The following is a 14,382-nucleotide window of genomic DNA, read 5'->3' as shown; positions in this document are numbered from 1 at the left end:
AATTTTCACAACGCAATATTTGTTCAGAATCGGTCCATCCGTACAAAATCCGTACAGCAAAACGCCCGGCGCCTGTTCACACAGGGGCCGGGCGTCTGGGGGGCGCGGTTGGGTTTATTGCTCTTGGGTGACGCCGGCAAACTTGCTCATGAGGAAACCGATGAACTGCTCGACGGTCATCTTCTGGCCGTTGAATTCGACCTGATTGGCCGCGTAATGCAGTTTGGTCACCACGTTGGTGCCGTCGGCGACAGCCAGTTGCGAGCCGACCGCCATGCCGGCGAACATGTCCGCCGCTTCCTTGGACTGATCGACGATGGCTTTGGCGTCAGTCTGGCCATCGAGTTGCGCCTGCACGCTGAGCAGATCGACCAGCATCGGCTTGGATACCTGAATGTTCAGGTCGAGCAGCGCGATCAGTTGCTTGCCGAGTTGATCCGGCGGCAGATCCATCGATTGCGGCTTGGTCAGGTCGATCACCAGATTGGCGCGGCTTTCACCGTTGGCGGTGTTGAACGACAGGTTCTCCAGCGCCAGTTGCGGGCCGGCCGCCAGCAACTTCTGCAGATCGGCTTTGACCTGGGCGTTTTCCGCTTCGGTCAGATTCAGCTCCGGTGCCGGCAAACCCTGCGCGGCGGCCTCGGCGGCAGCTTTTTCGTATGGCTGCAATTTGGTCTGGTAGATCTGCATCAGCGACATGGTCGACGGAATGTCGAGGTTCTTCAGGCTCATGGCCATGGCCGCCGAACCGACTTTCTTGTCGTTGAGCGTCACTTCGCCGATTTTGTAGTCGGCACGCCCCGAGGCGTTGCTGCCGCTTTCTTCGGTGCGGTTCTTCATTTCGAAGTTCTTCACGCCCAGCACCATCGGCTTGGCACCGAAGGTGGTTTTGCTGCTGGTCACTTCCAGGGTGTTTTCCCCGGTGTAGTAGCCGTAGCTGCTCTTGGCGAGGTTGCTGGCCAGGGTCAAACCGTTGAGCTCGACCTGCACCGGCGCCTGGTCTTCCGACACGGTGACCAGTTTCAGGTTGTCCATGTAGCCGTCGGCCTTGACCTTCTGCGCCTGGGCGCTGGCAGCGATGTCCATGCTCAGACCGGAAAACTTCAGGCTCGACTGCTCATCCAGCGCGGTTTCGAACGGCACCAGGTTGAGGGTGCTGGTGGTCGATTCGTCGTAGCCGATGTTGGTCACGCCCTTGAGCGGCGCGGCGCCGTTGGTGGCGGCGAACCATTTTTCCGTGGACGGGCTCTTTTCCAGCTCGTAGTTGCTGGTGGCCATGACCGGCAGCCACTTCAGCGAAACCAGGCGCGAGAACGGCAGCGGGCCGTGTTCGATGTGGTCGACGAACAGCAGCTCGACCGGGGCATCGCCGAACATCTCGCCCTCGCCCTTGAGACGATAGTGCGCGGTGCTGGTGAAGGTGTGGCGCTCCAGCGATACCAGTTCCAGCGACGCGGTGCCGTTGGAGCCGGCCATGGCGGTCTGCAGCTCTTTGTTGGCGTTGGTCACGGCGTTGTTCAGTACGCCTTCGATCTTGGTCCCGGTGTACCAGGCCCCGCCTGCGCTGATCGCGCCGATGGCAACAACAATTCCGAGAAGCACGCCTGCTGATTTATTCATGAATGACCTGATCGGTTTCCGTGGCTGTGGATGAAGTCGTCTTCCTTGAACCCGGGATCGGGTCGCGGCTCGACTGTGCGCAATTAAGCGATGGAGATTAGCACCGGGCGCGGGCGACGGCCCAATGTTTAAAGGTTAAAGAGTGTCTATGGACACTTGGGAGAGCAAAAAGATCGCAGCCTTCGGCAGCTTCTACATTTGCAATCCGATTGTCCTGTAGGAGCTGCCGAAGGCTGCGATCTTTTGATTTCAGGAATACTGAACCTCGATTTCATCCAGCTGATGATCAAAGCTCTTCAGCCGCGCGGTCCAGGTATACACCAGCACTTCGAAGTCACGATCGATCACCGCTCCGCCGGTGGTATCCGCCCGCACATCGCAGAAATCCAGTTGATAGCGTTCACGAGCCATGGCCGTGGCGACGTCGGACAGCTCGCGGGCGTTGCTCAGCCAGTGCCAGCCGTCATCGGCGATCTGCTTGTCGAGTTCCAGGCATTGCTTCTTCAGCGCTTCGAGGCTTTTTTCCAGCGGCGTGCCGGTGAGCTCGCCCATGACTTCGGCGAAGGTTCGCCCGGGCTGCCAATAGCTACCCCAGAAGTAGCGGTCGAACACGGTTTCGACCCGGCGCAGGGCGACTTTGGTGTCCCAGATCAGGACGAGCATCCTGCCCCGTTCGAGCTGGCGCTTCTTGACCCGTTGCAGCTGAATCGAGGTCCACGCGACGACGACGATCGCCATCACCGCGATCAACGCAACGGCGCTGTCGAGGAAAACCATTGCCGTGTCGATCTGGTGGGCCAGCATGATCCCGTAGAAATACGTGGCCGAGAGCAGCACCAGTGCGACCAGAGCGCACCAGAAGCCGAGAGCGTAAGGGTTTTTCATTATTGGTTTCCCCTGGGCCAGCACGAGCAATGTGCATTGCAGGAGCGCTTGGCATGGGGCGCCCCTCCAACACTTCAAAGCATAGCAACGGCCTCAGGGTTTGCTGGCGCTCGAGGTGTTCGTTCGTCCGCTTTCCCAGCCACCGCCCAGGGCGAGGAACAAATCGATCTGGCTCATTGCGACCTGGGTGTTGGCGGCGGCCAGTTGCGCGGTGACATCGGTGTAGGTGCGGGTTGCCTGCAGGTCGGCGAGGAACGACTCGCGGCCGGCCTGGAAGAAGCGGTGCGTCTGCTCGGCGGCGAGCTTGGCCGACTGCTCGGCTTCGGCCAGCGCATCGCGGCGTTGCAGCAGCGCGCTGTACTGGGCCAGACCGGTCTGGGTCTCGCGGATGGCGTTGAGCACCACGCCGTCGAAATGCGCTAGCGCGCCTTGAGTGTTGGCCTCGGCTTCACGGATGCGCGCGCGGGCGCCGTTGGTCGGTACTTTCCAGCTCAACGACGGGCCGAAGCCCCAGCGGTTGGTCGACGGGTCGCCGAGGTCATCAATGATGCCGACGGTGCCGATGGTCGCGCCGATGCTGATGTCCGGGTACAGCTCGCCGGTGGCAATGCCGATGCCGGCGGTTGCCGCCGCGAGGCGCCGTTCAGCCTGACGAATGTCGGGACGGCGCTTGAGCAGCGCAGCGCCGTCACCGACCGGCACCAGTTGCGCGATCTTCGGCAACTCGGCGCAACTGGCTGTACCTGCCGGCAACTGCTCGACCGGTTTGGCCAGCAGCATCGACAGACGGAACAGCCCGGCCTGACGCGCCGCTTCATAACGCGGCAAGTCGGCGCGCAGGGATTTGAATTGGGTCTGCGAACGGGTGACCTGGGTCTCGTCGCCACGCCCGGCATCGCGCAGACGCTGGATCAGCGTGGTGCTTTGCGATTGCAGGTCGAGAGAATGCTCGGCGATTTCCCGCTCTTCATTGGCTGCGCAGACTTGCGTATAGGCGCGAACCACGTCCGCCACCAAGGTGATACGCGCAGTGTCGGCTGCGGCCTGAGTCGCATCGGCATTGGCTTTGGCCGCTTCGATACCGCGCTGCAAGGTGCCCCACAGGTCGAACTGGTACGAAGCGCTGATACCGATATCGGCGATGTTGGCCACCGGGACTTTTTCCGGCAGCAGGAACGCCTGACCGGACTCCTGCAAACGTTGCGCACCCATTTTCACCCCGCCGCTCCAGCCGCCAGCGGCCTCGGCTTCATCCACCTGAGCGCGTGCCCGCGACAGGTTCGCCGCCGCCACGCGCAGGTCGGTGTTGGAAGCCATGGCCTGCTGTACCAGTTGATCGAGGCGCGGGTCTTTATACAGCCGCCACCAGTCCGCTGGCACCGGCGCCGAGACCACCGGTTTGCCGGCGACTGCCAGCTCACCCTGAATATCCTTGCGCTGCACCGCCGCGTCGGCGGGCACCTGATAATCCGGGCCGACCATCTGACAGGCCGAGAGCATCATGCCCAACCCGGCGATCAACCAGGCCCTGCTCATGGCTGCGGCTCCTCATGCTGATCGTCGATGATCGACACAGTGGCGGTACGCCCGGCAATCATGCGGAAGTCGGCCGGTACATCATCGAATGCGATGCGCACCGGAATCCGCTGCGCCAGGCGCACCCAACTGAACGCCGGGTTGACGTTGGGCAGCAGGTTGCTGCCGCTGGTGCGGTCGCGGTCTTCGATGCCGGCGACAATACTTTCGACATTCCCGCGCAACCTGGCGCGGTCGCCGATCACGCGGATATCCACCGATTGCCCGACGTGGATGCCGTCGAGTTTGGTTTCTTCAAAATAGCCGTCGATGTGAAAGGAGTTGCTGTCGACCACCGACAACACCGGGCGCCCGGCGGTGACGAATTCCTGCGGACGCGGCGCGCGGTCGTTGACGTAACCATCGACCGGGCTGCGGATCACCGAGCGATCGAGGTTGAGCTGCGCACTGTCGACCGCCACCAAGGCTTCGGCCAATGCCGACTGCGCACGGGCGACGCGCGACTGGCTTTCTTCCAGTTGTTCGGCCGGCACCAGGTTGCCGAGGCCACGGTTACGCTTGGCTTCACGCTGCGCCTGGGCGAGGGTTTCTTCGCGATCGGCAACGGCGGCCTTGGCCTGGCGCAGAGCCAGTTTGAAGCGATCCTGGTCGATGCTGAACAGCACCTGACCGCGCTTGATCAACTGGTTGTCCTTTACCTCGACCTGCTGGATCAGCCCGGACACGTCCGGAGCGATCTGGATGATGTCGGCACGAATGTGGCCGTCGCGGGTCCACGGCGCGAACATGTAATACATCACCATGCGCCAGACGAGGACAACGGCAAAAGTCACGATCAGCAGGGTCAGAACCACGCGACCGATGGTCAGAAACGGTTTTTTCATGTCATCAGGTATCGACTGAGTGAGTCCACGCCGTACAGCAGCACGGCATAGAGCGCCACGTTGAACAATGCCCGGTGCCAGACCAGACGGTAAAAGTGCAGGCGTTGCAGCACGCCATGCACCAACAAAAACAGCACGTAAGTGATGCCCATCAGCACCAGCAGGGTCGGCAGGAAGATGCCGCTGATATCCAGATCACCGATCATAGGGGCGCTCCATCGGGCAGCGGTTCTTCGGGCTCGGCGCTGGAGACGAACTCGACGCCGGGCAGCAAGGCCAGACGCAGACCGCTCAAGGCGTGCAACAGGTGCAGACGGGTTTCATCGTCACCCTGGCCGTTGAGCGCACGGCGCGTGCGATCGAGGGTCATCAGCAGACCGCTTGGCGCCGGCAGGCGTTCGTCGGCTTTGAGGCAGGCACGGAAATATTCGCCAACCTCGCCCACCACTTGTCGCAGCAGGGCATTTGGCACGCCGGTGACGCGCGGGGTGTAGGCAAGCAGATCGAGCATATTCAGACCGACACGCACTTCGCGCATGGCGATGCCGGTGTCCTGACCTGTCAGGGCCAGACGCGGCAGGTGCTGCATCAGCCGATCGAGCAGCTGCACGCCCAACTGCCGATGCTCGGCGAGGCTGGCCGGCTCGGTCATGCTGACGATGTCTTTCCAGCTGAATCGGGTCAGACGCTTGGCCGCCAGTTCGGCACCGAATGGCCGCGCCACCAGCGTCCAGATGAAGGCGAACAACAGCCCCAGCGGTCCAGCCAGATTGGAGTTGGCGAAGGCGAAAAAGTCCGCGTCGTAGGCACCCTGAATACTGATGAACGACGAGGTATTGACCAGCGTCAGCAGCATGCCGAGGTAGAAACGCGGCTGCACGGTCAGCGTACCGATGCAAATGAACGGCACGGCAAACGCCAGCACCAGCATCGGGAAATCGTGCAGGTTGGGCAGAATCAGAAACAGATAAAGACTGGCGAACAGCACCGACATCCCGGTCCAGAAAAAGAACCGGTAAATCTGCGGCGCCGGGTCGTCCATCGAGGCAAAGAAGCTGCACGCCACCGCTGCCAGGATCACCGCGCTGCCGCCGTCAGGCCAGCCGAGCAGGATCCACAGCACCGAAGCAACGATGATCGCCAGAATGGTCGAGGTCACCGAGTAGAGCATCAGCCCGCGATCGATGAACGGCGTCAACCGGCCCAGGCGCCAGTGCCGGTACACCGCGCGCCAGCTGTCCTGGCGCTCGCAAAGAATCGCATCCTGCAGGCTGCGGCAGTCCTGCCACAGATCGATGAATTCACCGAGGCGGTAAATCGCATTGGAGAACAGCAACTGTTTGCGCTCCTCCAGCGCTTCGGCGCTCGGTTGCAACGCGTCGAGTTGATCTCTGAGTGCTTGCCAGCGCTCGAGATTGGCGTCCGCGTGGCCCAGCCATTCCCGGGTCGCGGTCAGCAACGGCTGGAATTTTTCCACCAGTTCCGGGGTGCGGCGTTCGAGGGCGTACAGCGAATCCTCAAGGGCATCGATCACCGGCAACAGATGGATCATGCGCCCGCGCAATTCCTTGGTGTTGCGCACGGTTTGTGGCCTCGCGCCTTCGTGGGGCAACTGGCCGATCATCAACTCGAGGCTGTTGAAATTGGCGACCATGGCCATGCGCAGCGCGGTGACTTCTTCCGGCTGCACATCGCGGCTGAGAAACTTCAGGCTGTAGCTCGTCGCATCGGCGAACCACTTGCTCACGGCATCATTGAACACCGGCGCCAGCCGTCGCGGCCAGAACATCGCACCGACCACCGCCGCGACGGCGATGCCAAGGAAAATCTCTTCGGTACGCGCCTCGGCCACGTCCCACACCGCCAGCGGATTATCCACCACCGGCAGGGCAATCAGCGGCAAGGTGTAACCGGCCAGCATCAGCGCATAACTGTTGGCGGTGCGCAGATGCAGGGACATGAACAACAAGATCCCCGTCCACAAGGCAATCACCACCACCAGCACATACGGGCTCTGCACGAACATCGGCACGAACAGCACCGCCGCCGCTGCGCCGAGAAATGTACCGGCCGCGCGGTACAGCGCTTTGGAGCTGGTCGGGCCGAGAAACGGGCTGGAGACGATGTACACCGTGGCCATCGCCCAATACGGACGCGGCATTTGCATGAGCAACGCGATGTACAGCGCAATCATCGACGCTGCAAAGGTACGAACCCCGTAAAACCAGTCACGGGCCGGCGGCATGCCAGTGAAAAAACCGTTCAAGAATTGACCACCACAGGCGAACTCGCCGCCTCAAAAGCCCTGAGTACCCGAAGCGTAGCTTCCAGATCACTGCGCTCGATGCCTTCCAGCACCTCATGACGCAAGCGCACCAGCTCAGCCTCCACCGCCTGCACCAGCTCGCGACCGGTATCGGTCAGGTTCAGGCACTTGGCCCGGCGATCCTGGGCATCTTCGGTGCGACAGACGTAACCGGCGTGGCACAGCTGATCGAGCAAACGCACCAGCGAAGGACTCTCCATCCCCGCAGCCTGGGCGACTTGCACCTGACGCACGCCCTCGCCCAAACGCCCGATCATCAACAAGGGCACGGCGCAGGCTTCGGAAATTCCGTAATTGACCAGCGTGGTCTGGCAGATCTTCCGCCAATGCCGGGCGGCCACCACCATGGCGCTGCTGATGTTCATCTGGAGACTGTCGAGGGAATCGGACACGGGATAACGTACACTGTTAGTTTGCTAACTATCAATATCGCATTGGAGGGGAATTTCAGTCAAGTTTTGAAACAAATCTCCCTACGCTTGGCCGAGGCGTACCACGAGTTGGATTTGTAATTTTTCGAAGAAAAAATCTAATGCGACGGACAAAACGAAATTTTTTTTACAGTAAGGAGGTTTTTTTTACATCTGAGCCTTTTCGCGCAATTTTTTTTACATGCTGCGCCTCATGCCAGACGATACATCAACTGATCCCGCACTTTGGTGGCCCAGTCCGGTCACTCAAGAATCTCATCGACAAACATCGGCCACTTGAATGAAGCGGGGGCTCGTTCAACGGTTCCTGGCAGCATCGTAAACGCTGCTGCGTTCGCGCTTGCCAACCGCTAGCACGGAAACCACGACTCGTTCGTCGATGACTTGGTAAACCAATCGATATCCCGAGGCTTTGAGTTTGATTTTGTAGCAGTCGGGCATGCTGTGGAGGGCGTCAGCCGGGATTCTGGGAAGCTTCAGCCTCTCACCCAGCTTCTTTTTGAACTGCTCCCGCAACGTATGACCCAGCTTGTTCCACTCTTTGTGCGCAGACGGCAGAAACTCAAGCTTATAAGTCATCCAGGCTTACCGAAATGGGCGTTTCGTGGAGGCGGGAACGAACAATGTCAGCCAGCTCAAGATCATCAAGCCGCTCCATCATTGCTTCATAAACTTCGGCCGGCACCATATAGCCCATGACGCGATTGTGGTTGAGGACAGCGACGGCCCCCCCATGTGCACCGTTCAACACGGCAGTAGGATTTTTCTTCAGTTCAGAGACACTGACAGCCATATCGGCGAGAACGCTTTGCATAATAAGAACCTCAAATTAGGACGTGATTTTGGTCTATTTATGCCATGTGGACAACTGTGGCGTTCAACGAGGATACAACTTCGCGATGATCACCCCACCCGCCCCTTACGCAACATCACATTCAACTGATCCACCACCTCCGCCCAATCCGCATCATCCAGAATCTCCTCGCGCAGAAACTGCGCCTGACTTTCCGTCCAGAAAAACGCGTCAGCCAGATGCAATTCCGGTTTGAGCGGCGAATGGCTGGCGATGAATTTGTCGATGCCGGTCGGATCGTCATCGAGGCCGAGTTGTTTGAACAGGGCCGGTAGGCTGTGCTGCGGATTTTCCATGATGCAACTCCTCTGCAATTCAGGTCCGGCGTTGCGCCGTTTGCTGCAATGGAGTTGATCATAGCTGGCGCTGCGGGTTCAGGGTCTGGCGACGTCAGGTGAGCCTGCGGCCAGTTGCGCTGACGGATAGACCGATTGCCATCCGCCGCCCAACGCCTTGTACAAACCGACCATCGCCAGGGAAACGCCGGTCGAGCTTTCCACCCATTGCTCCTGCGTGGCGAGCAAGGCGCTCTGCACGGTGAGGACGTTGACGAAATCGACCACGCCTTCGACGTATTGCTGTTGCGCGGTGCGCAGGGCGATCTGGTTCTGGCGCACGGCTTCGGCGAGGCTGTCGCGCCGGCGCTGGCTGGCGTTGTAGGCGGTCAGCTGGTCGTCGATTTCATGCCAGGCACGCAGCACAGTCTGCTGGTAGGCGATGGCCGCTTCTTGTTGCTGGGCTTCGCGCAGTTGCAGCATGCCGCGAAGGCGACCGCCGTCGAACAACGGCAAGCTGAATTGCGGGCCGATGGCAAAGGCACGCGAGCCCCATGAACCGAAATCGCTCAGCTGCATGGCCTGGGAACCGAGGTTGCCGGACAGGGTGATGCGCGGATAGAAATCGCCCCTGGCCACGCCGATGTTGGCGGTGGCGGCGTGCAGACGCGCTTCGGCCTGGCGGATATCGGGGCGGCGTTCGGCCAATTGCGACGGCAGGCCGATGGCGACTTGCAGTGGTGACTGCGGTACTGCCGCGTCTGTGGATAACGTTTGAGCGAGAGCTTGCGGTGGCTCGCCCATCAACAGACTGATCGCGTTGATCAGTTGCGCCTGACGCTGCTCGAGCGCCGGCAGCCGTGCCTCGATGGCGGCGACTTGCGCGGCGGCTTCGGCGACGTCCAGGTCGGTCGCCACGCCATCGGCCAGCCGCAGCTGCGAGAGTTTCAGGCTGTGGCGAGCGACGTCGAGGTTCTGCTCGGTGACGGCGCGGGTGTTCTGCACGCCGCGCAGCTGAATGTAGTTTTGCGCGGTGTCGGCGAGCACGGTCAGCAGTACGTCACGACGGTCGTTTTCTGCCACTTCGAGATTGGCATCAGCGGCTTCGGTTTCACGGCGCACGCGGCCCCAGAAGTCCAGTTCCCATGACGCCGAGAAGCCGGCATCCCACAGGTTGAAGGCCTCGTCGCCGTTATTTCCCGATGGATCGTTCAAGCCTTTGCCACTGTTGCGTTTGCGCCCGTAGCTGCCGCTGGCGGTGCTGTGCGGATAACGCTCGGCGGTGATCACCTGGCGCGCGGCGCGGCTTTGTTGCAGGCGGCTGCTGGCCAGTTGCAGGTCGAGGTTGCTGTTCAGCGCGCGCTGGGTGAGCGCGGACAGCTGCGGGTCCTGGAAGGTTTCCCACCAGCGTTCGTTCAAGGGTTCGCTGACGGCCTGGCTTGGGGCGGACCGCGCCGGTTTGGCCCAGTCGGCAGGTTGGGTGGCTTCGGGTTTCTGGAAGTCCGGGCCGACGGTACAAGCGCTGAGGCTGACTGCAAGCAAGGCACTCAGGGTGAGCTGCTGCCTATGCCCCCATCGCTGGCAAGCCAGCTCCCACAAGGATTGTGCAGGTTGTGCAAAATGGTTCAGCCTGCCAATGACCCCTGTGGGAGCTGGCTTGCCAGCGATGAGGCCAACCGATTCAACACCGATCATCGCTGCGTCACCTCGCGCCCGGACGCCTTTGAGCTGGCGGTATCAATACTCGCCTCCGCCGACATTCCCACCCGCAAGCGCTCGGCCAGTGGCTGGCCCGGTTCCAGCATGATCTTCACCGGAATCCGCTGCACCACTTTGGTGAAGTTACCGGTGGCGTTATCCGGTTTCACCGCAGCGAAGGTCACGCCGGTCGCTGGCGCAATGCTCTCGACGCGGCCGGTCAGGGCTTCGCCGCCCAAGCTGTCGACCCGCACTTGCACATCCTGACCCGGCTGCACGTCGGTCAACTGGGTTTCCTGAAAATTGGCGACCACATAAGCCTGCTGCAACGGCACCACCGCCAACAGTTTGCTGCCCGGGGTGACGTAGGCACCGACACGCACCGCGCGCTCGCCGATCATGCCGTCCTGCGGCGCGGTAATGCGCGTGTAAGAGAGGTTGAAACTGGCGATTTCCAGTGCCGCCTGCGCGTGTTTCAGATTGCCTTCAGCGGCGTTGCGCTGGGCAGTGAGGATTTCGACTTGTTTGCGTTCGGCCGCCAGTTTCGCCGTCGCAGTGTCAAGGCGTGCCGAGGCCTGATCGATGCGCGTGCGCGCCTGCTGCGCGTTCTGCACGGTGCCGGCACCGACTCCGGCGAGATGGTTGTAGCGGTTCAGTTCCTGCTGCGCAAAAGCCATTTGCGCTTTGGCCGAGACCACGGTGGCCTGCGCCTGAGCGATCAGCGACGCCTGCCGCTCAAGGGTCGCATTGGCGTTCTGCAATTGCGCCCGCGCGACCAGGGTTTGCGCGTCCGCCGCTTCCGCCGCTGCGCGCAAATCACGGTCATCGATCAGCGCCAACAATTGCCCGGCCTTGACCTGCTGGTTGTCTTCGACCAGCACCTGCTTGATGAACCCGGCCACGCGCGGCACCACCAGCGTGTAGTCGGCGGAGACGAAGGCGTCATTGGTGGTTTGCTCGGTGCGTTGGCCGAACAGCCCGGGCATCGCCAGGTACACCAGCACGCCCACCGCCAGCGCGGCAGCCACGGCCACCGCGAGTTTTTGCTTGGATTGAGTCATAAAAAACCTTCAGTTTCAGTACAGCGATCAGGTCGGCGCGCGCGGCGGATAAATCCGCGTCGGCAGCCAGAAAATCAGCAGGATCAACGCCACGGCGACGCCGGCCATGCACACGTAGAGATCGGCCGAAGTCAGCACCACCGCCTGCTCGTGCACGCGGTGAGCGAGGCCCGGATCGCTGTGATCGGCCAGCGGCGAATTGCCCAGGCTGTCGACCAACATGGTCGAATGGAAATGCAGGCGCGCGGTGGTCAGCGCTTCGATCACGCCGGTGGCGACCACTGCGGCGAGACCTTTGACGGTGTTGAACCACGCCGACGCGAACGGGCCTTCCATCGGCGTGATACTGCCGGTCGACAACATCAGCAGCGGCAACACCGCCATCGGCTGGCCGAAAATCTGCAGCCATTGCAGAACGTAGAAATCATCGCGAATCCACGCCGAAGTCAGGTGTGAACCGCCGAGGCAGGACAGCGCGAGCATGCTCAGACCAATGCCAAGCACCCAGCGGCAATCGACCCAGCGCAAGTTGCATAGCGCCGCCACCAATGGCAGCGCGATCAACTGCGGCAGCGCGGCAATGAGCATGATCGGCGCGGTTTGCGCCGGACGATAACCCTGCACCTGGGCCAGATAACTCGACGGAATCAACACCACCGCCAGCAGCACGATCAGCACCCCGGCGAGGGTGATCAGGGCGAACAGCAGGTTGCGGATGCCGAGCATCTGCAGCTTGAAAAACGGAATCGGCTGCGACCATTCATTGATCATAAAAGCCACCAGCAGCAGCGAACCGGCACCGAGTAATCCACAGATCAGATTCGACTCGAACCAGTCCAGCCGATTGCCCTGCAACAGACCGATGACCAACATGCAGATCGCTGGAAAGCCCAGCAGCAGGCCTTTCCAGTTGAACGTCTTGAGACGCTCCAAGCGCAGCGGATCCTGCGGCAAACCGTAGGCTACGGCGGCCATGGCAATCAGGCACGGCACGATTATCTGCCAGAAAGTCCATTGCCAGCCGACGTATTCAGTCCACAGACCGGCCAGCGGCGTGCCGAGTCCCGGGCCGAAAGTCGCGGTCAGTGCGTAGCCGGCCAGTCCGTACAGTTTGATGTTCGCCGGGAGAAAGCGCAGCGCGACGGTCATCAGCATCGGCGGCAGAGCACCGCCGGCCAGACCCTGGAGGATGCGCATCAACAACAGACTTTCGTAGTTTGGGGCGAACGGGCACAGCACGCCGAGCACGGTAAACAGACCGATGGCGCAGAGGGTGAAGCGACGCAGCGAGAAGGTCACCGAGCACCAAGGCGCGAAGGCCATGGCCGCGACCGACGTGGCCGTGTAGCTGGCGACCAGCCAGGTGCCTTCGTCGTAGCCAATGTGCAGCGCGCCGCGAATGTCGGCGAGTGCGACTTTGGTGACCATCTCGTTGAGGCCCGAGACCAGCACGGCCAACAGCACGCCGACCAGACCAAGGATGATCCGCGCCCCGAACACCGGTGGCGCAGCCGCCGTCGCCGGGCTGGTCGCGGCGAGAGGCGCCGAGACCGTCAGGGATGTCATGAATGAAAAGCTCCGGGGGTGAAAATACCGGAGCATTTTAGTGGGGCTTGATGCTGACGAAAATTGACTTATTGACAGGTTATAAGTGCATCAGACACAACGGTGAATGCCTATGTGGGAGCGAGCCTGCTCGCGAAAGCGGTGGACCAGTCGCCATTGAGGTGACTGACTCGACGCCTTCGCGAGCAGGCTCGCTCCCACAGGGATTCGATGGTGTCTGATGATTTACGGCTGTGCCGCCAGCCACGTTTCATCGCAGCAGGTCTTGAGGGTTTCGCGCAGCCAGCGGTGGGCCGGGTCCTTGTCGAAGCGCGGGTGCCAGGCCTGGGTCAGCATCAGCATGGGCAGCGGAATCGGCAGGTCGAATGAACGCAGTTTCAGGCCCAGCCGCCGCACGCTGAGCAGGGCTTCTTTAGGCACCGGCAGGATCAGGTCGGAGTCCGGCAGGGCAAACATCGCCGCATGGAAACTCGGCGCGATCACCGCCACTCGACGCTCCAGCCCCAACGCATTCAACGCCGTGTCGATCGGGCCGCGAGCGATGCCACGGCGCGACATGCTGATATGGGAAAAACCGGCGTAGCGCTCGGCAGTGATTTCGCCGTCGAGCAAAGGATGGTTCTCCCGCACCAAGCCGACGAAATGCGTGGAGAACAGGTTCTGTACCTTAACCTCCGGCGTGAGCGGTCGGGTGTTGCTGACGCTCAGATCGATGCGCCCTTCGCGCAGCGCTTCATCGTCGCCATCGCCTTCCGGGACGAAGCGCAATTCGCAATGCGGGGCGAGTTGGTCGAGGGTGTCGAACAGCTTGCCGCCGTAAACGCCGACGAAGAAATCATTGGCGCGAATGCTGAAGCGCCGGCGCAAGGTGCCCAGCTCGACGCTGTCGGCGGAGCGGAACAGCAGCGCCGCCTGCTCGACCACGTCGCGCACCTGTTCGCGCAGTTCGAGGGCTTTGGGGGTCGGCACCAGGCCACGCCCGGCGCGCACCAGAATCGGATCGCCGATGGCTTCGCGAATCCGCGTCAGCGTGCGGCTCATGGCCGCCGGGCTGAGGTTCATCCGCCGCGCCGCGCCGACCACACTGCCCTCGTCGAGCAAGGCATCGAGGGCGACCAGAAGGTTCATGTCCGGGAGTTGCATGCTGAGCACTCTTGGCTGATCTGGATTGATCCGGGCGCAATGCTAGCAAACATCCCTAAAGAGTGACGATGCCAGCGCTGGCCTCTTCGCGAGCAGGCTCGCTC

14 protein-coding genes are annotated in these 14,382 nt (G+C 61.6%); all 14 read right to left on the bottom strand.

Features of this window, described 5'->3' with window-relative positions; genetic code table 11:
* Window positions 1–114 precede the first annotated feature (114 nt).
* Window positions 115–1,620 carry a YdgA family protein gene (locus tag AB4O45_RS14165; protein ID WP_016772258.1) on the bottom strand — a complete coding sequence of 502 codons (1,506 nt, stop codon included), beginning with the start codon at window positions 1,618–1,620 and terminating at the stop codon, window positions 115–117.
* A gap of 249 nt (window positions 1,621–1,869) precedes the next feature.
* Window positions 1,870–2,505: an NADH:ubiquinone oxidoreductase subunit N gene (locus tag AB4O45_RS14160; RefSeq protein WP_150637846.1), complete on the bottom strand. Its 636-nt coding sequence runs from the start codon at window positions 2,503–2,505 to the stop codon at window positions 1,870–1,872.
* A 93-nt stretch (window positions 2,506–2,598) separates the two neighbouring features.
* Complete coding sequence (locus AB4O45_RS14155; RefSeq protein ID WP_150742986.1) at window positions 2,599–4,041, bottom strand: efflux transporter outer membrane subunit; 1,443 nt, start codon at window positions 4,039–4,041, stop codon at window positions 2,599–2,601.
* Window positions 4,038–4,925 (bottom strand): efflux RND transporter periplasmic adaptor subunit, encoded by an 888-nt coding sequence (locus AB4O45_RS14150; protein WP_460160211.1) that lies wholly within the window; start codon window positions 4,923–4,925, stop codon window positions 4,038–4,040. Before AB4O45_RS14150 ends, AB4O45_RS14155 begins: the two co-directional genes overlap by 4 nt.
* A complete protein-coding gene (locus AB4O45_RS14145) occupies window positions 4,922–5,131 on the bottom strand; it encodes a DUF1656 domain-containing protein (RefSeq protein ID WP_016772264.1) in 210 nt (69 codons plus the stop codon). The genes AB4O45_RS14150 and AB4O45_RS14145 overlap by 4 nt, the downstream gene beginning before the upstream one ends.
* Window positions 5,128–7,191, bottom strand: coding sequence for an FUSC family protein (locus tag AB4O45_RS14140; protein ID WP_252887102.1), 2,064 nt, complete (start codon window positions 7,189–7,191; stop codon window positions 5,128–5,130). Before AB4O45_RS14140 ends, AB4O45_RS14145 begins: the two co-directional genes overlap by 4 nt.
* Window positions 7,188–7,616, bottom strand: coding sequence for a MarR family winged helix-turn-helix transcriptional regulator (locus tag AB4O45_RS14135; RefSeq protein ID WP_150743122.1), 429 nt, complete (start codon window positions 7,614–7,616; stop codon window positions 7,188–7,190). The genes AB4O45_RS14140 and AB4O45_RS14135 overlap by 4 nt, the downstream gene beginning before the upstream one ends.
* A gap of 363 nt (window positions 7,617–7,979) precedes the next feature.
* Complete coding sequence (locus tag AB4O45_RS14130; RefSeq protein ID WP_071174010.1) at window positions 7,980–8,261, bottom strand: type II toxin-antitoxin system RelE family toxin; 282 nt, start codon at window positions 8,259–8,261, stop codon at window positions 7,980–7,982.
* Complete coding sequence (locus tag AB4O45_RS14125) at window positions 8,251–8,496, bottom strand: type II toxin-antitoxin system Phd/YefM family antitoxin (RefSeq protein WP_041477418.1); 246 nt, start codon at window positions 8,494–8,496, stop codon at window positions 8,251–8,253. Before AB4O45_RS14125 ends, AB4O45_RS14130 begins: the two co-directional genes overlap by 11 nt.
* An 89-nt stretch (window positions 8,497–8,585) precedes the next feature.
* Window positions 8,586–8,831 carry a DUF2789 domain-containing protein gene (locus AB4O45_RS14120; RefSeq protein ID WP_095181147.1) on the bottom strand — a complete coding sequence of 82 codons (246 nt, stop codon included), beginning with the start codon at window positions 8,829–8,831 and terminating at the stop codon, window positions 8,586–8,588.
* 78 nt (window positions 8,832–8,909) lie between these two features.
* A complete protein-coding gene (locus AB4O45_RS14115; RefSeq protein WP_460160210.1) occupies window positions 8,910–10,505 on the bottom strand; it encodes an efflux transporter outer membrane subunit in 1,596 nt (531 codons plus the stop codon).
* Window positions 10,502–11,569: an HlyD family secretion protein gene (locus tag AB4O45_RS14110; RefSeq protein ID WP_460160209.1), complete on the bottom strand. Its 1,068-nt coding sequence runs from the start codon at window positions 11,567–11,569 to the stop codon at window positions 10,502–10,504. Before AB4O45_RS14110 ends, AB4O45_RS14115 begins: the two co-directional genes overlap by 4 nt.
* A 27-nt stretch (window positions 11,570–11,596) precedes the next feature.
* Window positions 11,597–13,135 carry an MFS transporter gene (locus tag AB4O45_RS14105; RefSeq protein WP_460160208.1) on the bottom strand — a complete coding sequence of 513 codons (1,539 nt, stop codon included), beginning with the start codon at window positions 13,133–13,135 and terminating at the stop codon, window positions 11,597–11,599.
* Between the two features lie 225 nt (window positions 13,136–13,360).
* Entirely contained in the window at window positions 13,361–14,278 is a 918-nt protein-coding gene (locus AB4O45_RS14100) for a LysR family transcriptional regulator (RefSeq protein WP_016772273.1), read from the bottom strand.
* Window positions 14,279–14,382: the final 104 nt, after the last annotated feature.

Source organism: Pseudomonas sp. S2_B10, assembly GCF_054668425.1.
Note: the sequence above shows the minus strand (reverse complement) of the source record. Positions and strands in the feature narration are given on the sequence as shown.